General features: G+C 38.8%; 21 protein-coding genes. 11 read left to right on the top strand and 10 right to left on the bottom strand.

Annotation, left to right across the window (positions count from 1 at the left end; genetic code table 11):
• Nucleotides 1–53: 53 nt before the first annotated feature.
• Together ACO05G_RS03295 and ACO05G_RS03300 are read right to left on the bottom strand one after the other, a co-directional pair.
• The gene (locus ACO05G_RS03295) at nt 54–1,151 is read right to left on the bottom strand and encodes a helix-turn-helix domain-containing protein (protein WP_421764673.1); all 1,098 of its coding nucleotides are present in this window, start codon (nt 1,149–1,151) and stop codon (nt 54–56) included.
• Between the two features lie 86 nt (nt 1,152–1,237).
• A complete protein-coding gene (locus tag ACO05G_RS03300; RefSeq protein WP_421764674.1) occupies nt 1,238–1,780 on the bottom strand; it encodes a collagen-like triple helix repeat-containing protein in 543 nt (180 codons plus the stop codon).
• A 133-nt stretch (nt 1,781–1,913) separates the two neighbouring features.
• On the opposite strand from ACO05G_RS03300, the gene ACO05G_RS03305 reads away from it, so the two are divergent.
• On the top strand, nt 1,914–2,489 hold the full coding sequence (locus tag ACO05G_RS03305) for a TlpA family protein disulfide reductase (RefSeq protein ID WP_421764675.1): 576 nt from the start codon (nt 1,914–1,916) through the stop codon (nt 2,487–2,489).
• 14 nt (nt 2,490–2,503) lie between these two features.
• Here the strand turns inward: ACO05G_RS03305 and ACO05G_RS03310 are convergent, their stop codons facing one another.
• Together ACO05G_RS03310 and ACO05G_RS03315 are read right to left on the bottom strand one after the other, a co-directional pair.
• Entirely contained in the window at nt 2,504–5,137 is a 2,634-nt protein-coding gene (locus ACO05G_RS03310) for an ABC transporter permease (RefSeq protein ID WP_421764676.1), read from the bottom strand.
• 1 nt (nt 5,138) lies between these two features.
• Nucleotides 5,139–5,471: a PadR family transcriptional regulator gene (locus ACO05G_RS03315; RefSeq protein ID WP_348284763.1), complete on the bottom strand. Its 333-nt coding sequence runs from the start codon at nt 5,469–5,471 to the stop codon at nt 5,139–5,141.
• Between the two features lie 173 nt (nt 5,472–5,644).
• On the opposite strand from ACO05G_RS03315, the gene ACO05G_RS03320 reads away from it, so the two are divergent.
• The gene (locus ACO05G_RS03320; protein WP_421764677.1) at nt 5,645–6,088 is read left to right on the top strand and encodes a VOC family protein; all 444 of its coding nucleotides are present in this window, start codon (nt 5,645–5,647) and stop codon (nt 6,086–6,088) included.
• Here the strand turns inward: ACO05G_RS03320 and ACO05G_RS03325 are convergent, their stop codons facing one another.
• Both ACO05G_RS03325 and ACO05G_RS03330 read right to left on the bottom strand, forming a co-directional pair.
• Nucleotides 6,089–6,817: a tetratricopeptide repeat protein gene (locus ACO05G_RS03325; protein ID WP_421764678.1), complete on the bottom strand. Its 729-nt coding sequence runs from the start codon at nt 6,815–6,817 to the stop codon at nt 6,089–6,091.
• Nucleotides 6,814–7,407 carry an RNA polymerase sigma factor gene (locus tag ACO05G_RS03330; protein WP_421764679.1) on the bottom strand — a complete coding sequence of 198 codons (594 nt, stop codon included), beginning with the start codon at nt 7,405–7,407 and terminating at the stop codon, nt 6,814–6,816. The genes ACO05G_RS03325 and ACO05G_RS03330 overlap by 4 nt, the downstream gene beginning before the upstream one ends.
• A 220-nt stretch (nt 7,408–7,627) precedes the next feature.
• On the opposite strand from ACO05G_RS03330, the gene ACO05G_RS03335 reads away from it, so the two are divergent.
• The 5 genes from ACO05G_RS03335 to ACO05G_RS03355 all read left to right on the top strand — a co-directional run bounded on the left by ACO05G_RS03335 (nt 7,628) and on the right by ACO05G_RS03355 (nt 13,704).
• The gene (locus ACO05G_RS03335; protein ID WP_421764680.1) at nt 7,628–9,307 is read left to right on the top strand and encodes a helicase associated domain-containing protein; all 1,680 of its coding nucleotides are present in this window, start codon (nt 7,628–7,630) and stop codon (nt 9,305–9,307) included.
• A 10-nt stretch (nt 9,308–9,317) separates the two neighbouring features.
• Complete coding sequence (locus tag ACO05G_RS03340; protein WP_421764681.1) at nt 9,318–11,249, top strand: T9SS type A sorting domain-containing protein; 1,932 nt, start codon at nt 9,318–9,320, stop codon at nt 11,247–11,249.
• A 168-nt stretch (nt 11,250–11,417) separates the two neighbouring features.
• Entirely contained in the window at nt 11,418–12,851 is a 1,434-nt protein-coding gene (locus tag ACO05G_RS03345) for a hypothetical protein (protein ID WP_421764682.1), read from the top strand.
• Nucleotides 12,844–13,002 carry a hypothetical protein gene (locus tag ACO05G_RS03350; protein ID WP_421764683.1) on the top strand — a complete coding sequence of 53 codons (159 nt, stop codon included), beginning with the start codon at nt 12,844–12,846 and terminating at the stop codon, nt 13,000–13,002. The genes ACO05G_RS03345 and ACO05G_RS03350 overlap by 8 nt, the downstream gene beginning before the upstream one ends.
• Before the next feature lie 369 nt (nt 13,003–13,371).
• Entirely contained in the window at nt 13,372–13,704 is a 333-nt protein-coding gene (locus ACO05G_RS03355; protein WP_421764684.1) for a hypothetical protein, read from the top strand.
• A gap of 78 nt (nt 13,705–13,782) precedes the next feature.
• Here the strand turns inward: ACO05G_RS03355 and ACO05G_RS03360 are convergent, their stop codons facing one another.
• Together ACO05G_RS03360 and ACO05G_RS03365 are read right to left on the bottom strand one after the other, a co-directional pair.
• Complete coding sequence (locus ACO05G_RS03360; RefSeq protein WP_421764685.1) at nt 13,783–17,058, bottom strand: CHAT domain-containing protein; 3,276 nt, start codon at nt 17,056–17,058, stop codon at nt 13,783–13,785.
• Nucleotides 17,059–17,360: 302 nt separating this feature from the next.
• On the bottom strand, nt 17,361–18,545 hold the full coding sequence (locus ACO05G_RS03365) for a M57 family metalloprotease (RefSeq protein ID WP_421764686.1): 1,185 nt from the start codon (nt 18,543–18,545) through the stop codon (nt 17,361–17,363).
• Nucleotides 18,546–19,054: 509 nt separating this feature from the next.
• Here ACO05G_RS03365 and ACO05G_RS03370 point away from each other — a divergent pair.
• Nucleotides 19,055–19,315 (top strand): hypothetical protein, encoded by a 261-nt coding sequence (locus ACO05G_RS03370; RefSeq protein WP_421764687.1) that lies wholly within the window; start codon nt 19,055–19,057, stop codon nt 19,313–19,315.
• Between the two features lies 1 nt (nt 19,316).
• Here ACO05G_RS03370 and ACO05G_RS03375 read toward each other — a convergent pair whose 3' ends face one another.
• Nucleotides 19,317–19,751, bottom strand: coding sequence for a GNAT family N-acetyltransferase (locus tag ACO05G_RS03375; protein ID WP_421764688.1), 435 nt, complete (start codon nt 19,749–19,751; stop codon nt 19,317–19,319).
• Between the two features lies 1 nt (nt 19,752).
• Nucleotides 19,753–21,993: an FdhF/YdeP family oxidoreductase gene (locus ACO05G_RS03380; protein ID WP_421764689.1), complete on the bottom strand. Its 2,241-nt coding sequence runs from the start codon at nt 21,991–21,993 to the stop codon at nt 19,753–19,755.
• 381 nt (nt 21,994–22,374) lie between these two features.
• On the opposite strand from ACO05G_RS03380, the gene ACO05G_RS03385 reads away from it, so the two are divergent.
• The 3 genes from ACO05G_RS03385 to ACO05G_RS03395 all read left to right on the top strand — a co-directional run bounded on the left by ACO05G_RS03385 (nt 22,375) and on the right by ACO05G_RS03395 (nt 23,837).
• Nucleotides 22,375–22,674, top strand: a complete 300-nt coding sequence (locus ACO05G_RS03385) for a GIY-YIG nuclease family protein (protein ID WP_421764690.1) — start codon at nt 22,375–22,377, stop codon at nt 22,672–22,674.
• A 511-nt stretch (nt 22,675–23,185) separates the two neighbouring features.
• A complete protein-coding gene (locus tag ACO05G_RS03390; RefSeq protein ID WP_348284750.1) occupies nt 23,186–23,416 on the top strand; it encodes a MoaD/ThiS family protein in 231 nt (76 codons plus the stop codon).
• Between the two features lie 4 nt (nt 23,417–23,420).
• Nucleotides 23,421–23,837 (top strand): molybdenum cofactor biosynthesis protein MoaE, encoded by a 417-nt coding sequence (locus ACO05G_RS03395; RefSeq protein WP_421764691.1) that lies wholly within the window; start codon nt 23,421–23,423, stop codon nt 23,835–23,837.
• The last annotated feature ends 103 nt before the right edge of the window (nt 23,838–23,940 follow it).

Raw genomic sequence — 23,940 nt, forward strand, 5'->3', positions numbered from 1 at the left:
GCTATCGCATACACTGACAAATCAACTTTGTCTTTTCAAGTGAATATGGACAACTACTTTACTTGGTGTACAAATTCTCGAGGTGTTTGATTGGTTAGCTTTTTGAATGATTTGTAGAATGATGCTCGAGAATGGAACCCTGATTCATTGGCAATTCCCTCAATCGTGAATTTTGGATAAGATTCAATTAAAAGCTTCTTGGCTTCTTCTATTCTGAAGGTGTTCACAAAATCATTAAAGGAGATTGCTCGAGCGTTAATAATTTGTGAAATTTGATATTCAGGTCTTTTAAGTCTATTCGATATATCAATAAGTCGAAGATTTTTCTTTTTAAACAAGTCTTCATCTCTCATTAATATTGAAATCTCACTAAACAACTTATCTATATCCTCTGCGGAAAGTTTTGATTTTTCATACTTTTCCTGAAACCATTTTTTTTCGAATGATTGTAAATACATGAGCCTGACAACAATTACTACCAACAGAACAGCAAACATTTCATAGAGATAATAATTATAGCTACCGGTTATACCCAAATTCCTCAATATAAAGGCGATCATCAAATAGAGACATCCGATAATTGGTACGAGGTAAATCCATCCCAATCCAGATTTGGGCCTTGTTATGTTACTAGCATGTTTTCTGAGAACGAAAATGGAAAGAACAAGATATAGCCCGGAGTATATGAACTGAAAATATAAATACCATGGAGGCATGACGCCTATTGTGTTTATTACCTCTCCGCGTAGTACAGACACCTTATAGGTTTCAGATTGAAGATAAAAGGGAATCAGATAGCTAAGAAGAATAAGAAAAGGCATAAAATGTAATAGGTGAGCCAATGTTACTTTTTTTGTCTTTTCAAGCAGAAATACCAAAAAAAGATAAATGAACAGAGGTCTTAGCAAGCCAGTTGGAAAGTTGACCTTAAACCAATGCGGGTGATACATGATTTGTCCTGTGGAATAGAGAAACTTAACAATGAAGACGGCAGAGCTCACAACAAAAAAGAGTGAAAGCCAGAGATTCGAAAGATGCTGGCGGGTTTTGATACCGAAAACAATTGTCAGGCATATAGATAAAAAAATACCTATTACTATAAGTAAGTCATCGTAACCAACAACAATGTTAATAATGATTCCGAGATTCATGTTAGGTAAATATACAAGTCTATTTACCATGATATCAGGAAGGATAAATAAGTATTAAACTCACTTATCCAATCCCATATTTTAATTTACTTAGGCCTACTCCGATAATTTTTAGTGGCAAGAATTGAAGGGGATAAGTCGAAGTACGCTTTGACTTCCTCATAGTTGGAATAATCTATGCGCCCGGAAAATTGTGCCGGTACAACCACTACTCTTGCAATCCAATTATCTGTAAGGTCAGCACCTAGTCCATTCAAATTGACAGTCCCATCTAAAAAGACATTTGCATCAAACTTTGTAAAATCATAATTGTACTGAAGCATGCCATCTGTGAAGAACAAAGTCTGAGGTAATGATCTCCAAACTTCTATGCCATCATCTGTCACATCCCAAAGGAAGTAAACGAGCATCACATCTGAATCCAACATAACAAAATCATCCGGTAAGTTGAGTAGTATACTGTAATCCGGCGCTGTAAAGCTGAATTCGTATTCAAAAACGTATCCTTCCTCTCCATTTAATCCGTCAAGACCGTCCTGTCCAGGTCTACCAGTTGGGCCTGGGATGCCTTGATTACAACTAAAAGAGATTAATCCAATTATTGCAAAGAGTATGTATAGCCTTTTCATGATACTGTTCATTTGATCCTGATGACATAAAAGGAAAAATGATGCCAGAAATGATTGTGATCATCGAAAGAAGGTGATTCTTAGGTTGAAATACTACTATAATTTTTATTTTCACTATTTAAAGAATTGAAGAATGAGGCACCTTATTTTATTACTTTTTTTAAGTAGTTGGTTTACAATTATTGCACAAGATCAATCGTCTGAAATCCCAGCAGAATTTTTTAGAGAAATGTTGGATCTGGAGCCGGAGGATGAGGATCAAAAAGGAATTCCGGTAGGAGAAACATTTTCAGATTCAACTTTTATAACCATCCATGGTGAAGAATTTTCATTTATTAATAACGGTTATCAATTAACAGTAGTGGACTTTTGGTTTAAAGGGTGTCGAGGATGTGCTCAGGAAAAATATTTTGTAAGAGAAATCATCGATAAATATAAAACTGATCCACGTGTGAGATTCGTGGCAATTACCCCTAGCTCTGAAAAAGGAATTCAAAAAGTTATTAAGAAGTATGGTGAGTACTATGATGATATTATTTCTGTTGGAGGATTTAAAAACTGTGAGAGATTATTCAGATTTAAGAGCTTTCCACGGCATGTTTTTGTAGATCAGAATGGAAATGTTATCGCGAAATATACCACCTCGATTTTTAACCCAATAGTAATGGATGAATATGAAAAGCGCATTTTAAGCTTCTTAACTGATTGAAAATCATGATGAACTTACTCCGATCGTAGACTATTCACTGGATTCGAAGTAGCCGCTTTTATTGAATGATAACTTACTGTAGAAATGGCAATCACTCCAGCTATAAAGCTTCCGACCGCAAAAAAGTACCAGCTCAGATCTATTCTAAAAGCAAAATTTGAAAGCCACTTACTCATGAAATAGTAGGCGATTGGAATACCAATAAGCGTCGCAATTCCAACCAATCTCAAGAAGTCTTTGGAAAGCATTCCAATAATGGAACGTTCATGAGCTCCTAATACTTTTCTTACAGCGATTTCTTTGATTCGTTGCTCCGCAACAAAAGCTGATAGGCCATAAAGACCCAGGCATGCGATGGCAATGGCTAACATGCAAAAGATGATAATGAATTGATTGAATTGCTCTTCATCCTTATAGGCACCTTCAAAGTATTCGTCCAGAAATTGATAATTAAAATCAGATGGTGCATTCCATTTCATCCACATTTCTTCAATGCTTGACAGCACTTCATTGGTTTTATCCGCTTGAACTTTCACCATCAGTCTTCGGCTTGGCGAATGATGGACTACAAGTGGATCGATGGGGCGTTCGAGTGAATGATGATGAAAGTCTTTAACGATTCCAATAACGACTCCTTTCTTATCCATTGCCCAATCTCCACTATGAGTGGTATAATATTCGATCGATTTACCAATTGGATCATTCCAGCTTTCCCCATATTCTTCAATGGCTCTTTTCCAGCCACTTTCGTTGAGGATAAATGCAGAACTGTCTGTCGGAATATCTTCAGAAAAAGTTCTGCCAAGCACCATCTCAACTCCAAGCGCATCAAGCGTGTTATGCCCGACATAGTACCCGAGCCAAGCATCTCCGTAAGGATCTTCATAATCGGAAAAATATTCAAACTTATATCCCCAATAGAATGCATTATCCCCGGGAATATGCCTGCTTGCCATGACAGATTTCACACCCTGAACAGACTGCACCTGATCTTTGATGATGTTCCATTTTCTTTGAAGTGCATCTGAACTTCCAAAATTCATCACAATCGTATTTTCAGGTTCAAAACCCAGATCTTTTTGTTTCACAAACAGCATTTGTTTGTACACAACCAATGCGCCAATAATTAATGCAATTGAAATGGTAAACTGAAAAACCACCAGTGTTTTGCGAACCCAACCTTTACCTCCACGCACCGCATTATTCCCTGATAAAATTGAAATAGGCTGGAATGATGAAAGAAAAAGGGCGGGATAACTTCCTGTAATTAGGATAGTAATAAGAGTAAAAATTAAGCAACTAACCACAACAAGCACAATATCATTTAGGCCTAGAAGTAGATCAATTTCTGCCAGTTGATTGATTGGAGGTATGGCTACTATCAGAATAGTTATTGCTAAGAAGACTGCCATGAATGTCATGATTGCAGATTCTGCGAAAAATTGAATAATTAACTGCTTTCGAAGTGCGCCCATCACCTTTCGTACGCCTACTTCTTTTGAGCGTTTGGAAGCTCGGGCTGTAGCTAAATTCATAAAATTGATACAGGCGATCAGTAAAATAATAACAGCAATTGCTGAAAAAATCCGAACCTGATTGATATTACCATGGGCAGTATAATCTGATCTCAGGTCGTATGATTCTAAATACAAGTCTTCAATCGGCATGAAATCAATGGTAATCGAGTCGGCTTCAGCATCATAATACTTGTTCCACATCTCCTGATACTTCTCTTCCATCAGCTGTGGGTCAGTGCCGGGTTTCAGTTTCACATAACTTCCAATCCAATCATTTGGCCACAATTTCAAGATGTTAAGCGATTGATCATCGTGAAGTAATTCAAATGGCAAAACCATATTGAACTGTAGGTGAGAATTGAATGGAATATCTTCGAAAACTGCAGTTACCTTAAAGGGTAATTCCTCTCCGTTGATGACATTGTCAATATTCAATATCTGGCCAATGGGGTCATTCTCTCCAAAGAACTTTTCAGCATACGATTTGGAAATAACTACGCTGGTTTTACCCTTCAGACAGGTATGTTTATCGCCTCTAATGAGCGGAAAGGAGAAAAAACTAAAGAAGTTAGAATCTGCAACAAAAAGGTCTTCATAGTAGACTTCATCATTTGAAAGGGAGACTCTTCTATCAGTTTTCCAGAAATTGATTCGGTTAAAACTTTCCACTTCCGGATAGTCACTTGCATAGGTAGGAGCAGCCTGAGCATTGATGTATCCATAGACATGTTGTAACCGATAGATGTCCTCACCATTTGCATGAAACTTATCATAGCTGGTCTCAACCTTGATGAATAGAAAAATCATGAAAACACAAGCCAGACCTATACCTAAACCACTGATATTGATGATAGAATAGCTTTTATGTTTTAGCAGATTTCTAAAAGCAATTTTGATATAATTCTGAAGCATACTTATTGAGTTGGTGGATTGTCGGGTTCTTTCTGAGCGATACATGCTGGAATATCTGATTACCTCAAGGAGATAAATGGCATTGGCATAAAACCTTCCTTTTGTCTTTACGTATTCGTGATAATCTTCAGCCAGATCACCGGATACCTCTTCATAAAATTCTTCGCTTATTAGAAACGAGAGGAACCAGTTTGCGAATTTGGGTGGGTTATTTGACATCCTATTGAAGGTTTGGCATGAGTTGCAACATATTGCCCCAAAGTGCATCACGTTTAGACTTCAGAGATTCTAATGCTTTAAAACCTTCTGGAGTGACTTCAAAGAGTCGCTTTCGCTTTCCGCCCCGTTCTGGGGTTGAATCACCAAACCTACTGCAGACAAACTGTTTGTTTTCAAGTCGGGTCAGTACCGTATGAATGGAGCTCATCACCACTTTCCGATCCATTTTTTCAGCCAATTCTTTTTTGATTACTGGTGCGTATGCCTCAGGGTAAAGCGATCCAACAGTGAGTAAAACTAATTCTTCAAGTTCTCCAAGATTTTCTCCTCGCATATAAAATTCTGATTTGTCGACTTAATGATACGAAGATTTAATTATAATGTTCTGATTTGTAGAAATAATTACTTTGACTAAAAATATGAGCTGGATATACTATTTAGAATCTGAAGTCTGATTGTCGATTGAAGTACGGATTGACTATCTTGATTAAAACAAATCCTTCTACTATGCCAACAATAAACACTTACCTAACCTTTAATGGGAATTGTGAAGAAGCTTTCAATTTCTATAAATCTGTTTTTGGTGGAGAGTTTTCATTCATGGGCCGATTTGCGGATATTCCTTCTGATGCCGGGGGAGATTCCATTCCAGAAGATCAAAAAAACAGAGTCATGCATGTCAGCTTGCCGATAAGCAAAGAAACGATTTTGCTAGGAAGTGATACAGGAGGCGAATGGGGTGCGGATTTCAAAGCAGGAAATAATTTTTCTATATCAATAACTGCTGACTCAAAAGAACAAGCAGACCAATTTTTCGAAAAGCTCTCTTTAGGAGGGAATGTGACTATGCCTTTGTCAGATACATTCTGGGGGGACTATTTCGGATCATTTTCGGATCAATTTGGGATAAACTGGATGGTCGGATACAATAGTCAGTCAAATCAATCTTAGTTATTCTAAATCACCTAATAGAGAAAGCGCTGAAGTTGTGTAAACGGTGTTTTGTAAAGAAAGTAACTCAAGGACTTCAATAGCCTCATTTTTAGCTCCTTTTTCTAAGTAGCTCAGAGCTAAATACCATTGGGCATCTGGATAATATCTATCTCCTTCATCAATAGTCTGGAAAACCCGTATGGCATCTTCACTTTGACCTAATGCCAAATAGGAATTACCCAAATAGAGCATTTGGCCATTAAAAGACTTTCCGGATTCATTTAGTGCAACTATCTTGTTGATGGTTTCCTGATATTCAGCCGAAGCATAAAGGCGAAGAATTTCATCTGTTTGCAATTTGGAAACATCACCTCTTACAAAACCCTGAGCTGGAAATGGTTGATAATACTTGTTAAATAATTCTTTATTGGAGCTATTAGAGAGATCAAAAATCCAAAAAACGCCTATAAGAATAACGATAGAAGCCGCCAGCATATACCATTTATTAGGCAAAGGAATTACTTTCCTTTCTGAATCGACTTCACGAAGCATTTGCGTTAATTCATTTCTCAGTTTGACCTTGTGATGGGCATCCAAAGAACTCAGTAATGAGCGTTGAAAGAGCACACTTTCTCGAAATGCTTCTGAGCTATTATACTTTTCCTCGAATAACAATTCCTCATCGCTATTTAAGGAACCCTCGATACTCTTTTCTATAAGTTCAATATCGTTGGAATTGAGTTTCATTTTTTTGAAGGGATTGATTCTGCCTCTTTTAATTCCATCGCTTTCTCCATAAATTTTTTATAACAGCGTGACTTGGTTGATTTAGCTACATCAGCATTAGAAAGTTCCATCAAATGGGAGATCTCTTCCATTCGAAGTTTATCTACATAAAAGAAATGAAGAATATCTCTGCATTTTTCTGTTAAATGCTCCCATGCGGACATGGTAATTTTCATAAGTTCATTAGTCATGGCCTTAGTCTCTTCGGACTGATATTCAGAATCATAATAAAACCGTGTGATTTCATCGGACAGACTATTGACTTTTTTTTGATTTCTATATCTGACCAAAAACATATTGTAGCATGTTTTGTATAAATAACTCCTTTCATTCATCACTTTATCTACTGTCCCAGCCACTAGTTTTTCGCGCAAGTTCATTATTGATTCCACAAAGATATCTTCAGCATCAGCTTTTGTGCATTGATTTTCTTTAGTTAGTCTACTGATACAGTAGCGTGAATGCTTCTCAAAAAAAATACGGAGAACTTCATTATTTCCATTCTTTAGGTCATTAATGATCGATTCCCATTTTGCTTCCTCTTGACTCATGTGTAAAAAAGGTGAATAGGTAAATATATCTAAACATGAATAGTAAAATGCTTAGTTGCTGATTGGGTTTTGGTAGATACTAGTTTGATGTCAAAAATCACTTGGTGTTTACCTTTTTTCAGTTTTGATACTTAAGTCTATACCAGGTAATTGTTGACGGTCACTCATCAATCATTTTAAAGCAAAGAAAGCATTAAATAAACCTAAATCTCATCCAAACATGAAAACGCTTCTAACAGTTTTAGCTACTTGTATCTGTCTTTTTGGACAAACTCAACAGATTGTTCAAAGTCCCGGATTACCGGATAATGCCCTTGAGGGCCAGACTTACACCTATACCTATAATGTTCCGATTGTTCCATCCGGACTATGGACAATTGAGCCAGCTACTCCAATAGATTATGTCACAAATGATGGTATGACAATGACAGTAACTTGGCCACAAGCGGGGCTTTACACTGTTATTGTTCATGGGATGAATGGGCCTGAAGCATCGCTTGCTGTTCTTGTTTCATCTGGCGGAAGTACTCCTCCAACCAATGACCCAGCTCCACAATGGACTGAAGAGAATAATGAGATTCATTATTTAGGAAATGTTGGAATTGGAAAGACAAACCCTGAGACCGAGTTGGATGTGGCTGGTGTTATTAGTGCCACTGGCGGTAACTCAACTACATGGAATACAGCTTTTGGATGGGGTGATCATTCTTTAGAAGGATACTATAAATCTGGAAGTAGTCCGACTTTTGGTTTGATAACCACTCCAAGCAGCAATTCTGTCAATTGGGAAGAAGCATATAGTTGGGGAGATCATTCATTGGCTGACTATTATAAGACCGGGGATAACCCAAATTTTGGAACAACTACCACCAGAGCGTTGACGATTGGAAATGCAAAAGTCAATGGAACGGCAAATCGACCAGGTCTACTGGAGATAACCAAAGCGGCGAATCAGTCATGGTCAGGAATCTCAATCGAACATACCACTTCATCTGCCTGGTCACTAATGGGAGATCAGGATGATTTTGGGATTTACGATGATCAGAACAACGAATGGGCATTAAAATATAATGAGAACAGTAGTATGGATCTGTACTACAATGGAACGAAGAGATTTGGTACAACCTCCAATGGTATAAGTGTCTCAGGAACTGTATATGCAACCGGTGGAAATTCAACTGAATGGAATTCAGCCTATAAACCAGGTGACAGCCCTTCATTTGAAAATATTACAAGTACGGGGGATATAAGTACCTCGGGAAGTATTTCAACAGGTTCCAATGGTAGAATTAACAACAGCAATGGTTACCTGGGTTTAATGCGCGGTACCAGAGCTAATGATAACAGCTATGAATGGGTTGGCTTTTATTCAGGAGAAACACGTCAGGGAATTATTCTGTATGATGGCGCCTGGGGAGGAGCAAATGGCTCAACAGACGAGTTTTCAATTACAGCTGAAAACGGAAATAAACTAACCCTAAATACAAATGGCGATCACATTGCGCTAATGCCAGACGGTGCTGGCAATGTTGGAATAGGTACGTTGAACCCAACAGCAGACTTGGAAGTCGATGGATCAATCGTATCAGAAGAAATTCGAATCGAGGTGGTGAATGCACCTGATTATGTCTTTGCTGATGACTACCAGTTAATGTCACTCAAGGAAGTAAAGGAATACTTAAACGCATTCAATCATCTTCCTGAGATACCATCGGCGAAAGAAATGGAGTCAGATGGAGTTGAGCTTGGGCTTATGAGCATGCGGCTTCTAAAGAAGATCGAGGAATTGACTCTACATCAAATTGAATTGCTGGAGGCGATCGAACAACAAAAAGTTTTGATTGAAATGCTGGAGGAAAAAGTCAGCAAGATCAATCAAGATGCTTCAGCAAACCACTAATCGATTAAGTATGATAGATATTAAAAGTACCATTGGTGCGTTGCTGATGTTTTTCATCAGCACGTTTGCACTTAGTCAATCCATTGAATTAGTTGATCAGGAAACCATCAATAGTTATTCGGGAACCTCATATGAGGTCATTAACTCATTGACTATAGGTCAGGGGTTTAATCACAGCGTTGGAAATGGAAACTTCTTTGCACGAATTACGGACAACTTTTACTATCCGTTGAGTCCGGTAATAGCCTCAAGAAACGTAAAAATTGAGGTTGTTTTGTCCGAGAATAGTGATCCTAACACGATTCAGAGTGGGATTGAGGTAAGAACGACTACCGGTGATTTAATAGCTGGTATTTGGGTTCCAGATGGAAGAAGATTAGAATTCAATCCCGATGAACCATTACCAGCTAACACGACTTTTGAAGTGAAATCGAACACGAGTCTTTTATCGAATAGTGGTGTTCCATTTGGCTTATTTCAATTTCAGTTTAATACAATGTCAGATGTTGATGGAGTGACCACATTAAATAGAACGAATAGCTCTGGTGAAATTGAGTGGAATCCTGTGGCTGGGGCGTCATATTATAATGTTGTCCTGGCTGGAGATCCGGATTTCAATACCATAATTAGTGATGCGACGATCGCAGAAACAACTATTTCTTTTTCAAACCTGGAAGAAGGATCAGCGTATTTTGTGAGGGTAGCGCCGGGCAATGAAACAGGGACTTCAGTTTCAACAGTGTACGGGATTTACACTATTACAGAAGCCACTACAAATGTCTCTTATGTCAACTACAAATATGAAAACAATCTCAGCTGGCCTTTACCACAGAACTCTGGTTATACTTATAAAGTAAAAATTAAAAGATCCGATGGATCAATTTTGACCAATGCTTTTCAAACTTCTAATCAAAAATTCCACTATGGAGGCCCGGCAAAATTTTATTTAAGTGTTTCGTTGAATGTGCCAAATGGAGGACTTTTTCCAATTATCGAAAACCAGCCTTATCATTCGTTTATAAGGCCACCATATAACATTGAGATAGATAATTTTACAAATACCTATGAGCTGGAATGGGATCAATCTCCAGGTGATTCGACGTATTTAGAGATTAAAGATTTTTATGGAAATAATATGGGCTCTACCTACGCCCTTGGAAGGTCATATACACTAGATGGACCACCTGGTCAAGTACAAAGAATTGATCTTAAAACAGTCGCTGATGGAGGAATGTCTGAGTTTGTGGCATTCAGCACCTATGGAACTGTATTTGCTAGACCTTCCAAACCATCAACTCCGATTTCAGTAGGGTATTCAAATAATATTAAGCTGGATTTTATTATTCCAGACGAAACCGTGCATAACCTCAATGCTGTCAGCGAGATTCTAGAAATTTTTGTAAGAACATCGACTGGAGGCCCACCAATTGAGACAAAAAGCATAAGTAGCAGTTCATATAATGCCAATGATGTGGTTTCGGTAACATTTTTTCCTTTATCCGCAGGCACATATTTTGTTGATGCCAGATTTAAAGGAAGTAAGAATGACCTATTTCCGATGAAAGGAACTCAAGGATTACCTGGAAATCAGTATAACTACATTACGGATTTTTCAGACGAAATTCAGGTGACTGTTGGAGTTTTTGGAGATCAGGTAGAAACTGAGGTGGTCTTATCCTCGGAAGATGAAATTAAAGATCTCAAAATTTATCCTAATCCAACTAGCGAGTCATTAAACATAGAATTGCCCGAAATAGCCTCATCAGATACTAATTGGCTTATTTATGATTTGTCTGGTAAAGTGGTGATGACAGGAAAACTCGAAGCAGAGTCGATAGTCAAGACATTAAAGGTAAAAGACCTGCCTTCTGGAGTCTATGTTTTTGCTGTATCTGTAGAAGAAAAAACCTTGCTTAATGAACGGTTTGTCATTGAGCATTAGTGATAAATAATTCATTTAAAAGGCGACTTAGGTCGCCTTTTCTATTTAACCCTATCAAGCAAAGTTTACCTTTTTTAGTATTTCTCACTTACTGGTAAGAATTGCTCAATGTTACTCTAAAGAATAGAGTAACATGAAAGGCTAAACATTAATCAAATAGTAGAAAGTATGAAAAAGAAAATGAATTGGAAATTGGGCATTATAGCATTTGTAATGCTAGCCACATATGCATGTTCCACTGAATCAGAAGTTTTGATCGAGAAACTTGAAGAAACGTTTGAAGAGCAAGGATTTGAACGGAGAGATTTTTACAGTGACGGAGATTATTTTGAAAGAATTATCATTGCCAATGGAGATGGCTCTTTTAAATTTTTCAATGATTTATCACGGATTAATCACTCACTATTCTTGGAACTTCAGAAAAACTCCAAGATTGTAAAGTACGTAGCAGGTGACCCGACTACTTATTTCTTTTCGTCAGAAGAAGTCTTTGAAAGACTAGACAAATTTCTGGAAGGGACAAACCCAAAGCTTGATGATTCTGGAAGTGGCAAGGTATATAAAGCAGTTGCTGAACGAACGGAAGAAGCTGCACGCATACTTCCGCCCACTATTCAACCTCTTCCTGGTGGATGGGATTGGGCTGGATCTAGTATTAAGATGTGGCAAACTGAAAACTATCAAGGCGCTCAGGTCGATGCTATGACTTCTTGGCTTGCGGCAAGCATAGAGGGTTTCCAAGGAGGAGTCACGGGAAATTTTGTGGGCATAACAGTGAATTATGTAAATGCTCACTTAAAAACCCCCGGACACTTTGCAAATCCAGACAGTGCTCAAGTCTTTTTGGGCACGATAGGTCTCATGGAAGATGATGCCGAATCAATTAAGATTGATAATTGGTCAACACGTGATTTAAGAGTTCAGTTTTTTGCTGTAAGAGAAAATCAGTCGATATGTGGTTTACCACAAACACACCTGATCGTTGATGTTCCAAGAAGAAGGGGTTGGGGACATTTTACAGCCGATTTGTACGATCTAAAGAATTACGGTTCATGCGGATGGGGAAGTGGTACATTTGTTATGAATAATGAGATTGATGATGTGCTATTTTCCTTTGGTTACGACCCAACTAAAACTGAGCAAATCAAATGGGTGACTACCTCTGTGTTCAATAATCCAATACCAGGTGTTGAGGCAACAGACAATGGCATTAGATCTACAAATGGACAAACAACAACTGTTTACTCTAATTCATACATCAATGTGAATGGAAGTTTTGAATGTGCAATTGGAAGTACCGAAGGCAGATTTTCCTTTGGACTTGGAAAGCAAGGCGGATACGATTACAAGTTTAATGTTGGAAATGGTGTCATCAACGTGCTAAGAAACAATACAATCATGTTTACTTATAACGGTGGATACAAAGAAAATGATGTACTCATGGTTCAGAAAGTAGGTCCTGAAGTACATTTCTACAAGAATTCGTACCTCATAGGTACTTTGCCAATTGCTCAATACTTCTGGAAAGCTGAAGCAACTTTCCTTAATCACCTATCTACGCCTTATGCGGAGCTAAGAAGAACGATACGGGTTCATGATTAAGCTAGCTAATAAGATTAACGGTGTGATAATTACGAATGTGGTTGATCCTTTTCTTCAAAACTTCTATCTGAAAGTATACCTGCAAATTCAACATATCCTTTGGAATACGGAAATTATTTTCATAGCCTCAATTATTCAGGATCTTGCCTGAATAATTATGAACAGTAAATAGATCCTTAAGAATCTTAAAATAAACGATGAAAGGCCTTATCAAACGATTAGGCCTTTTTTCATCTCTCTCTAAATTTGATACTAATAAAAATTGCGTGAATTTACATCCAATGAAGCTATCAAAATTTCTAAATCAAAACTGAGATGGACAAAGATAAAATTATACTCATAAGATACTTCGAGCTATTTTAAAAAAGGCAGGGTTTTCATTTTTAATAATCTGCAACAATCGAATGTTTACCTTTTTTAGTATTTCTCACTTAATGGCAAGGAGTCACTTTTAGATTCCTCAGGTGGATTTCGAAAAACCTAAAAAGAGTAGAATTTTAATTTATTTAATTTTTTTAAGATGAAGAACTTAATTGTTATTGCGATTTGCTTTTTTGGTCTAACAGCATCTGCTAGTGCACAGTGTAATCGATTTCTGAACTATGAGACTGGAACCCAAGTAGGAACATCTCTTGCAAATAGTGAATCATATTGCGGAGAAAAAGAAAATCTGGCTTTAGCTACATATTATCAATATGTAGGTGTTTGTGTGGAATATGCAGGTGCAGCCTTACAGTCGTATTTCAATACACGGGGCGAATGTGGTGGAGATAGTGGTGGAAGAGTTAATGACGATGATGATGTCTGTCATGCAACCGAAGAAGGGCACGGCGCAGGATGTATTGAAGAATAGTAACGTTAACTTTAATTGATTTCATAAACCCAGTCGAGAGACTGGGTTTTTTTAATGCAAACTTCAACATCACTTAATTCATGCAGCCTTAGCGTCTCGCATGGACCACCAAACTCCAACCGGAATAATAACCATGATAACAGCCAGGATTATGAACGTGTAGTTTGTCTTTCCGGAAAGAGGTTTAGTATCTCCCAGCACCACGAAACCACCCCAATAATAGGGATGTGTCTTGGGCCCATTGGTACTCGACAGGAAGTCAAGCTTAGCTTGCTGCAGTGCCTTGTCCTTACTCATACCATCAGCAATGTATTTGTAAAAGAAAGTCATAAGCTCAGAAGTTGACTGATCATCTACCGACCAATGGCTTGTCACAATGCTAGGACAACCTGCATAAGAAAACGCCCGTCCAAGACTCATGACTCCTTCGCTCTTTTGAATTTTTCCAAGCCCAGTTTCACAGGCGCTCAATACAGCCATTTGAGCAGGAATATTCATATTAAATAGCTCATAGGTATGTAGCATTCCGTCCTCAATACTGTCGTTATCCTGATAGAAAACAAGTTTAGATTGCATCGGATTTTCATCGTCTACAAAAGCGTGCATAGCAAGGTGAAGGATACCATGACTATTAGCAGTCTTTTTAAAATTTGCCTCTGTTGCCTGCTCTCCACTTAAGTATTTTCCTGGAAAGAGCTTATTGATTTCGTTGATTTCGTATTCTGTCCATTCTAAAGGCCCCATCTCATTTCTAAAAACAGGTGCTAAGTTTCTGTATTGCTCACCTTGGCTTCCAGAGTAAGAGGGAGCAAACGCCAGCACAGATATGTCCTTATTTGAAGCTGGATTACCTCCATCTTGAAGCAACAGAGTAGCAGAATGAGCATAGCTTACGGAATAATTATTGAGAACGTAGTTTAAGTTTTTATAGTCTTGACCTTCATTTGGAGCGTTTTGGATAAAAAGATCCCAAGGGATATGAGACAGCTCATCAGTTGGAATGAGAATTAGGTGATTCACATCAGCCGAGACCTTCTCAAGTATAGGCTGAAGAAGCTTCTGATATAGATGGTGAGCTGATTTAGTAAATTGTGAATAGTGAATTGAGAAGTCCAATTTCAACATTTCTGGATTTAAGCTGGTAACAAATAGATTTTCTGCTGCAACGAAAGTTGAATCTTTACTAAAAGACTCCACCCAAAACTTATTTTTACTGATTGCCGATATGTACAATATGCTATCATTCTCCACATATTCAATGAGCACCTGATTAGGGCTCATTTTATTTTGAACTTCGACCGTAGATATGGTTTCATTTTGATATTTCAACTGATGATATGCAGGATATTTAGTTTCTAGGGCAATAACCAGAGAATCAATTTTCAGATTTATTTCAGTGAGAAGTTCTCCATTTTTAATTAGTTGTGTGGAATCATTCGATTGCCTTGCTTTCAAAATATTTGATTTAAAATAAGATTGTTTTGACAAAAGCATTTGTTCTGCTTCTAATAAGGATATAGGAATATTTCCAAAGTCTTTAGCTTTTGAGTCTCTTAAATTGAGCGTCAGAATAGAAGCTTTATTTTTTTCCATATAATGGAACATTTTTTCAAGCAAAGTATCCTTTGGATCATGTGCATAGTTTAAATGATTAGCAACAATAGCACCTGTGTAAATGCGGTTAGCTCTACCGCCCAATTCACTTTTGTCAAGGCTTCTATTTCGGGATTTGATTCTCACTTCAATGAGTTCTGAGCATTTATCATAGGTGTCTTGAGCTTGAATTAGGTACGTTAGGTTTCCTGTTTCCTTGTATAGCAATATCAAACTTTCGGCTTTTTCAATTAGGGATGTCAACAAGTAGCCCTTATTAATTGCATTCTCATAGTTTGGGTTGGACGATATCAATGAATCTTCAAAGTCCAAAACATTGGCGATAAAGGAATTTTGAAAATAGGAAAGTGCTTGTTTATAATCCTTTAGTCCTTTAAAACTTTGTCCAATAAATCCGTAGGTACTTGCTTTAAAGGCATTTTTCTTACCAAAATTTGATTCCTCTACAACTAATGCTTTGATATAATATTTTTTAGCAGCCTCAAATTCACCCGCTTCCAAGTAGAAATTTCCCATGTAGGAATAAATGATCGCAAGGATCCAATGTGTCTCGCCATAGTTAACAGAATAGATATTGAGAGCCTTCTCATAATTTTCAAAAGCAGTTTTTCGTTTTCCTAAAGCGTTCTGAGCAACCCCAAGATTGAGATAGCTTGCTCCCAGGCCGGGGTGATTTTCCGATAAATGATTTAATCCAAAGTCTACAGCCTTGGTGTGATAGTGCTGTGCCTTTTCAAATTCTTCTTTATATCGATAGGCCAGTCCTATATTGTCGTAGATGGTAATAAGGTCGGGGTGCTTATCTCCATATGCTTTTGTGGTTATTTCTAAGTCTTTCAATGCATAATCCAGGGCTTTATTATACTGTCCATTTTGAGTATATCCATGGCTAAGATTGCCGTACATTTCCGCAAGACTGGGATCGTCTTTCGGTAAATTATTTACATAAATTCTGAGTGCTTTTTCATGGTGAAATACGCCCTGTTCAATCTCCCCAATTTGAGCATATGCCTGTCCTAATTGACTATAAGATATTCCATATGTTGTACTTGATGTATCGGGAAACACCTCATGTCGCATCTCAAGTGCTTTTTCGTAATAGTCTATTGCAATGAAGTGGTCACCTTTTATTAAGTGAACACTACCTAGGAGGTCATAAGAATCAATTACTCGGTGATCTTTCTCAGCAGCTGTCCAAACACTCGCAGCTTTCTTGACAAATTCAATTGCTTTTTCAAGGTTTTGAGATCTTTTGTGAATTTTCCCTATGGTAAAGTACGCATGCCCAATATTGAGACTATCTTCAGATTGAAGCTGTTGGTAAATTCCGATGGCTTTATTTTGATATTCTAGCGCTTTTTCATTGTCATTTTCATAAAAATACACATCTCCAAATTGAGCGTAAGCGTCAGCAAGTTCGATTGAAAGATCACCCAGGTATTGGTTTGCATGTTTGACAGCTAGTTCAGCTGATTGCTTCGCCTGATCCAAATTTTGCAAGCCGATAAAAATGGTGATCTGCCTATTTAATGCTACCACATAATTCTTCCATTTTTCAGTTTGTAGGTACTTTTTCAACAACTTTTGATTATAAAACGAGGCACTATCAAAAGATTCATTTTCTAAAAAGATATTGACACTAGTTTCAAATGCTTCAGTTGAGAAGTCACTTGTTTCTTGTTGTGCATGCACTGTACAAACTGAAAATAGCAATGCGATTGCTGGCAAGAAAAATTTCATGGTTGTTAGGTTTGATGCTAAGATACTATCAAAATTGGAGCAATTATTGAGCCTAAATAATTAGAGGTAATCAAATGGATTAAGCCAAATTGACTCATTATGAGTAATGTATGTTCTTCCTCTAGACAAATCAATCAAAGCAGGTGCCACACTTTATCCCATATCCTATCAGATCCAAGCTTAAGGGAAAGCAGTTCACAAACCCCTGATTGCTAGAATGATAATTAAACTCGAGCAATAACTTCAAAAAAGCCCTCAACTAAAACAGATTAGGGCTTGTTGTATTAACACAAGGTTGACTATTATTGAATAGTCATCATTTTTGAAATGCCCGTCATAGATGCATCGCGTGCATAATTCAAGGATGTGATGCGGAAATTCCAAGTGCCATGAGGTACGTTACTTAGTAGAAATGTATTACTTGTGGTAGTATACTCAGCACTTTGATAGACTTGGCTACTCCAAGGTGCCAGTCTCTCAACACGGTAGCGGTACATTCGGACTGAGGGATTGCTCATTGTGATTTCTACATCCTTTGAATATGATGTTCTATATGTTTGAGTCACCGTACTGATTTTAGGTGCTGTATACCCAGCAGGATACAGATAGGTGGAAGCCTTTGCATCGTCACTACTCAAATGTCTTGTTTCATTATTTGGTATACTTCTGGTCATAATAGATGTATCATCGTTTATTGGAGTACCCACTAACCTATTTGCCCCCAAAACCATATTCCCACAACCAGAGTAGTTAACTGGTTCAACATAGCTAAAAGGGTTGTCATGTCTAAAGCCCAAAGTGTGACCTAGTTCATGACGTATTACAGACTCTCGATGACCTTGGGTCTGAGATGTTGGATTGCTATTTATTACAATCCATCGTCCGGGTTGTCCTCCCCCTGGGTATTCAGCTCTTGCATGCGCTCCGCTTGAAAAATCTTTAGCACAAGATGAGAGGTTTGTACTGCTAGTATTGCTAGCATAGAATGTAAGATCTGCAGCTTTGGCTTTGGTAATTTCATTGAAGCTAATACGACAAGAGGGAAGATCTTCCCAATCTTGAATTGCTGCTCGGATAGCCGCTTTCCAGTTACCTGGTATTGTTTCAACACTGCTATTGATATGATAATAAATATTCATTACGTTGTTGAATGATACAACCGAACCTGTATTGACCACAAACTGAGAAGTTCTACCACCTGAAGAGCTTTGCTTGGCCTCCTCAATATTCTTTAAAATCACATCCAATCGAATAGCTATGTCTTCTTGAATCAATACATGCTCATCGTATAATTTGGCATTTGTGAGGTCAAAGTCCTGACAGCTGAGATAATCGAAAATCTCAGGAGAGGCAGACAGTAAATCTTTTGGCTCTTCCAAAAAAATATAATCGTGATCTGTGTTACAGCTAGTGATGATGGTAATAAACAAAGCTGTAATTGCTACAGTGGGTAAAGCATTCAAAACTTTGAAAGCAAAATTTTTCATAATCGTATGTATTGGGTTATCAATAATTAGGTGTTCAATGATATCAAAAGGTAAACATCGCTTTGATTTCGCTATAATTAATTCATTATGCTTTGATTAGCTCAATTACGTCTAAACATCTGAAGATTTCACATAAAAAATGCAACACTCTTGACAGTTTACGTTATTAATTTCTAAGGACTAATAAAAGAAAAAATGAAGGCTAAGAAAATCTTATTGGTGGTGTATCTGACGATACTTGCTATCACTCTCTTCGCAGGATAAGTTTTGAATCATAAGAACCTTATATCTATATATCTATTTCATATACATGAAAATGATTTATTTAAGAAATTCGTCTGATTTAGATCATATTGATTAAGTGCTGATCAAGCTACATTTACTATGTCCTTTTGACAGGACCGCAGATAAAGCGTTGTTGGTACAGCTAGCTTAATATTTTAAGCAGTTGCCAACCTTGAAGGCAGGACAAACCCTGCCTTTAATTTTTGTGTAAATCCTTGTAGACTATGAAGGCTGGCGAACAATATAACAACTACGATCTCGATGGAAACTTCATTTCCTACTTACGAATGAGTAATGATATTGAATTCCATATTTATGATCAAAAAGGTGATCAATTGGGATACGGTAAGATGCTAGACACGCATCGGTTCAATATGTACGACATGAATGGTAATCTAACCTCTCATGGAATCAGGAAAGATGGTCCGGCTTATAACCTATTTGATAACGATGGCGATCAGATTGGGTATGGGAATCTGGCCTGAATCAATTATTTAGATCAAACTCAATAAGCACAACATCCTCTTCATCTTCTATTCCTCCGGCGTTTACATAAGCTTTTCTGGCTGCCATATTCGATTTTTCAGTGGCAACCCAGGCTTCATTACACCCGATTGATTTAGCATGTTCACACATGGATTTAATAAGCTTTCTCCCGATTCCTCGTCCTTGAAAATCTTCTAGTACACTTGCTTCATTGATAAATAGCGTTGGATTCTTATCAGGATGGACATAATCGAAAGCGGACACCATGCCGACCAACTTTTCATCAAAATACGCCAATACTAAATGGTGTCTTGGGTCTTGTAAAAACTCCTTTGCTCTGTCGAGTTTGACTGGATAATCAAAGAGTGCATCCCCAGCTTCCATCATAGCTGGCAAGTCGGATTCATCTGCAATCTTTAGTACGAGTTCACTCATTTCAAAGCTTCTTAATATTCACTCCCACAGACTTGGATGCCGGCGTATGACTTTTCCTGGCAGTTAGATGCAGAGGCACCAATGGGTTGGCTTCAGGGAAATAAGTTGCCACACATCCTTGCGGTATTTCATAAGGAACAACTGTAAATCCGGCCACTTTTCGCTCTAATCCATAGTGATTGGATAGTTCAACAACATCTTCTTTTTCAAGTCCTTCTGCTTTCATATCACCTTCGTTCATAAAGACCACATTCCGTCCACCAAAGATGCCACGATAACGATCGTCTAATCCATACACAGTGGTATTGAATTGATCATGACTCCTAATCGTCATCATCACATACTTGTGTCCTTCCGGAATGGATTCTGCTAGTTGATTAATGGAGAAAGCTGCTTTTTTGGAAGGCGTATTGAATTCTCCCTTTCGAGCACCATTCGGTAGCTCAAAGCCATTATCGTTCTTAAGTCGTTCGTTGTAGTTTTCAAATCCCTGAATGGCTTTAGCAATCAAGTCCCGGATGTTGTCATAGTCTTCAATTAATCCTGACCAGTTGATATCATCGTTACCCAATGTGGCTGCTGCGATAGAAGCCACAATTTCCGGCTCACTCTTTAAATGTTTGGATGGGGGAGTAAGACTGCCATGCGAACCATGGACTACTCCCATGGAATTTTCAACGGTCACTACCTGCTCCTTACCATTCTGAATGTGTTTGTCCGTTCTTCCGAGACAAGGAAGAATCAGCGAAGTTTTACCGGGTGCTAAATGTGTTCGGTTAAGCTTGGTGCTGATGTGAACGGTCAGGTCACATTTCTTCAATGCCTGTTCTGTTAAGAGAGTATCTGGTGCAGCAGGTAAAAGATTTCCTCCGAGCGCCATGAAAAACTTCACTTTTCCATCATTCATAGCTTCAATGGCTTCCACCACATTATATCCGGGCGACTCTGGAGGATCAAAATTGAAAGCATCCTTCAGTTTATCCGTCCAGGCTTTAGTAGGTCGTTCCCAAATACCCATGGTGCGATCACCCTGCACATTGCTGTGACCTCTGACCGGACAAGTACCTGCTCCTTTTTTGCCAATGCTTCCTTTCAGTAAGAGCAGGTTTACTATCTCCCGAATGTTGTCCACGGCATTAACATGTTGTGTGAGTCCCATCGCCCAACAGGCGATTATTTTCTTTCTGGCTGCCAACCAATGTGAACTTAAAAGCACATCTTCTTTGGATAGGCCTGTTTGACTGATTAGATCATCCAATGAATACTGTTCCAGGTCAGCTTTCAAAGCTTCAAATCCTTCGGTATTAGCAGCAATGAATTTTCGATCCAAACATCTTTCATCTACCAGAAGTAGCTTCAGCCATGCTTTCAATAAGGCTACATCCTGATTGATTTTGATTTGAAGATAGAGGTCTGCGATATCGGTTCCCTTGCTAATCCAACCCTTGATTTTTTGGGGATTTTTGAACTTCATCAATGCGACTTCCTTCAAAGGATTGATCACGATAATCTTAGCGTCATTTCGCTTCGCTTTCTCCAGCGAGCTCAGCATTCGGGGATGATTGGTGCCCGGGTTTTGACCGAAGATAAGAATGACTTCTGCATGTTCAAAATCTTCGAGCGTCACCGATCCTTTGCCTATGCCTAATGTTTCAGTCAGTCCCACGCCACTGGATTCGTGGCACATGTTGGAGCAGTCGGGGAGGTTGTTGGTTCCGAACTTACGTACGAAGAGTTGATAAAGAAATGCTGCTTCATTGCTGGTCCGCCCGGAGGTGTAGAAAACCGCTTCATCGGGATGTGGCAGAGATTTTAGATGATCACCAATAAGATTGAAAGCTTCATTCCATTCAATCGGTTCGTATCGCGGACTGCCTTCTTTTTTGATCATCGGTTGGGCAAGTCTGCCTTGCTGACCCAGCCAATAGTCGCTTTGTTTTTTGAGGGACTCAATGGTATACTGTTTGAAAAAGGCTTCTCCTGCCAGCTTATGCTGTGCTTCTTCAGCGATGGCTTTTACCCCGTTTTCGCAGAATTCGCCCAATTTGGATCGCTTATCAGGATCAGGCCAGGCACATCCAGGACAGTCAATGCCCTTTTTTTGGTTCAGTTTTCGCAACAGTTTCAGTGCTTTCCAAGGCGGCATAGCTTTCAGGACCATCCGGCTGGCGTTAGCTACAGATTTTGGTCCTACGGAGACTTTAGGTTTGTCTTTAATATGTAGATGGTTGTGCGCTGGCATAGGATATAAAGATAGGAATCCTTGAGGAGAGTCTGTCAAATATCCGTATTCCCTTGGGAGACCGACTGTAAGGAGGCCGAGTCATAGGAATCCCCTTTAATGATGCGTCTAATGGTTATGAGATTCCCAAGTCTCCTTCGTACCTCAGTCGCAAGGGAATAGGGGAAGTGGTTAATTAGTGTCTTTTCTGCTCACCCGTATTCCCTTGGGAAAATGGCGCCAGCCATTTGAGTCATGGGAATCTATTTTTATGATAGATATTGATTATGGTGAGATTCCCAAGTCTCTCTCATACCTCGCTCGCAAGAGAGTAGGGATGTGTTGTAGTTTGACTTATTCCTCGCAAGGGAATAGGGCTAGAATTTATAGTTTTAGGATTCTATGGCTAAAGGTGGATACGTTTATATTATGTCGAACAAGAGTCGAAGTGTGGTTTATGTCGGCTCCACGGATAATCTGTATAATCGAGCCTATCAACATAAAAATGGCTTTGGTTCGGAGTTTACAAAAAAGTATAACTGTACAGACCTAATCTATTATCAGTTTTATGAACGCATTGAAATAGCTAGGGAGCGGGAGTACAAGATTAAAAAGTGGAATCGTGCCTGGAAGGACAAATTAATTGGGGATTTCAATCCAACTCTTAAAGATCTTTTTGAGGTGGTAAGTGATCTGCAATAAGCACCGTATTCCTTGGGAGATTGACTGCAAGGAGGTCGAGTCATAGGAATCCCCTTTAATGATGCGCCTAATGGTTATGAGATTCCCAAGTCTCACTCGTTCCTCGTTCGCAAGGGAATAGGGGAGTGGTTAAAATAGTGCCCTTTCTTCTACTCCTTATTCCCTTGGGAAAATGGCGCTAGCCATTTGAGTCATGGGAATCACTTCATACAGGATTATAAGACTTTAAGATTCCCAAGTCTCACTCATACTTCGCTCGCAAGGGAATAGGGTTGATCGAAGCACCACTCTTTCCATCTAGACCCGATAGGAGTGGCATCCTTTTGCATTGGGTTGGGGAGTGGGTGGTGCAAAAGATAAAACGGATAGCGGGAGCGCCAGATCCGACGCTTGATGCTTGTTCTCTTCCAATTATGAATCTGAATAATAGGATTCCCAAGTCTCGCTCGTCACTCGCATGGCAAGGGAATTGGGATGTTGTTTATAAAGTAAATGCCTATTTTTACTTTATATGATAGTGGTGAAAGCTTTTGGTCATGTGAAGGAGGTATTGGGATCTGAGTTGTTGGTAAATAGGGAGTTGATCGATGTAAAATCACTGCGAGATTACTTAGGTAACGAGTACCCCACCATTGTATGGTCCACGGTTGCGATAGCTGTAAACAAGAAGTATGTGCAGGACCCGGACCCCATTAGCCCCGGCGATGAAATCGCCCTGATACCACCAGTATCCGGAGGGTAAAACATTGGTACAATTAGTTGAACATATTGACCTCAATGAGGTGTATAAGCTGCTTGCTGATACAAAAGCAGGGGGTACGTGCGTATTCGTGGGTACAGTGAGAAATCACACCCCGCAACGCGAAGATGCGGAGGTGACTGATTTGAGTTTTGAAGCGTATGATGAAATGGCACTGGCTGAGATGGAAAAGATCCGGCAAGAGGCGATTGAAAAATGGGGACTGCATCAAGCGGTCATGATCCATGCAGTAGGGAAGAAGGAAGTTGGAGATCCGGTGGTGGCTGTGGGAGTAGCATCTTCTCACCGGAAGGAAGCCTTTCCGGCCTGTCAGTTCCTGATCGATGAATTAAAGAAATCGGTTCCCATCTGGAAGAAAGAATTTTTCACCGACAGTAGTCACTGGGTTTCACCTACACCATGAATTACCTGAGTGCCATGAAGCAAACACAAAAAACCATTAACTCGTCACTCAGAGCCCTCTTACCCTCCAAGAGCTGTAATAAAAGAGGGCGTGGAGTCCCCTT

Origin of the sequence: Ekhidna sp., from assembly GCF_965227465.1 — a bacterium.
Classification (GTDB): Bacteria; Bacteroidota; Bacteroidia; order Cytophagales; family Cyclobacteriaceae; genus Ekhidna.

Coding starts and splice junctions, on each gene's coding strand:
- ACO05G_RS03375 (WP_421764688.1), bottom strand. CDS start 19,751: ATGAGTGAACTCGTACTAAAGATTGCAGATGAATCCGACTTGCCAGCT.
- ACO05G_RS03350 (WP_421764683.1), top strand. CDS start 12,844: ATGATTAAGCTAGCTAATAAGATTAACGGTGTGATAATTACGAATGTG.
- ACO05G_RS03315 (WP_348284763.1), bottom strand. CDS start 5,471: ATGCGAGGAGAAAATCTTGGAGAACTTGAAGAATTAGTTTTACTCACT.
- ACO05G_RS03305 (WP_421764675.1), top strand. CDS start 1,914: ATGAGGCACCTTATTTTATTACTTTTTTTAAGTAGTTGGTTTACAATT.
- ACO05G_RS03310 (WP_421764676.1), bottom strand. CDS start 5,137: ATGTCAAATAACCCACCCAAATTCGCAAACTGGTTCCTCTCGTTTCTA.
- ACO05G_RS03380 (WP_421764689.1), bottom strand. CDS start 21,993: ATGCCAGCGCACAACCATCTACATATTAAAGACAAACCTAAAGTCTCC.
- ACO05G_RS03390 (WP_348284750.1), top strand. CDS start 23,186: ATGATAGTGGTGAAAGCTTTTGGTCATGTGAAGGAGGTATTGGGATCT.
- ACO05G_RS03300 (WP_421764674.1), bottom strand. CDS start 1,780: ATGAAAAGGCTATACATACTCTTTGCAATAATTGGATTAATCTCTTTT.
- ACO05G_RS03355 (WP_421764684.1), top strand. CDS start 13,372: ATGAAGAACTTAATTGTTATTGCGATTTGCTTTTTTGGTCTAACAGCA.
- ACO05G_RS03330 (WP_421764679.1), bottom strand. CDS start 7,407: ATGAGTCAAGAGGAAGCAAAATGGGAATCGATCATTAATGACCTAAAG.
- ACO05G_RS03345 (WP_421764682.1), top strand. CDS start 11,418: ATGAAAAAGAAAATGAATTGGAAATTGGGCATTATAGCATTTGTAATG.
- ACO05G_RS03295 (WP_421764673.1), bottom strand. CDS start 1,151: ATGAATCTCGGAATCATTATTAACATTGTTGTTGGTTACGATGACTTA.
- ACO05G_RS03335 (WP_421764680.1), top strand. CDS start 7,628: ATGAAAACGCTTCTAACAGTTTTAGCTACTTGTATCTGTCTTTTTGGA.
- ACO05G_RS03325 (WP_421764678.1), bottom strand. CDS start 6,817: ATGAAACTCAATTCCAACGATATTGAACTTATAGAAAAGAGTATCGAG.
- ACO05G_RS03385 (WP_421764690.1), top strand. CDS start 22,375: ATGGCTAAAGGTGGATACGTTTATATTATGTCGAACAAGAGTCGAAGT.
- ACO05G_RS03340 (WP_421764681.1), top strand. CDS start 9,318: ATGATAGATATTAAAAGTACCATTGGTGCGTTGCTGATGTTTTTCATC.
- ACO05G_RS03365 (WP_421764686.1), bottom strand. CDS start 18,545: ATGAAAAATTTTGCTTTCAAAGTTTTGAATGCTTTACCCACTGTAGCA.
- ACO05G_RS03320 (WP_421764677.1), top strand. CDS start 5,645: ATGCCAACAATAAACACTTACCTAACCTTTAATGGGAATTGTGAAGAA.
- ACO05G_RS03370 (WP_421764687.1), top strand. CDS start 19,055: ATGAAGGCTGGCGAACAATATAACAACTACGATCTCGATGGAAACTTC.
- ACO05G_RS03360 (WP_421764685.1), bottom strand. CDS start 17,058: ATGAAATTTTTCTTGCCAGCAATCGCATTGCTATTTTCAGTTTGTACA.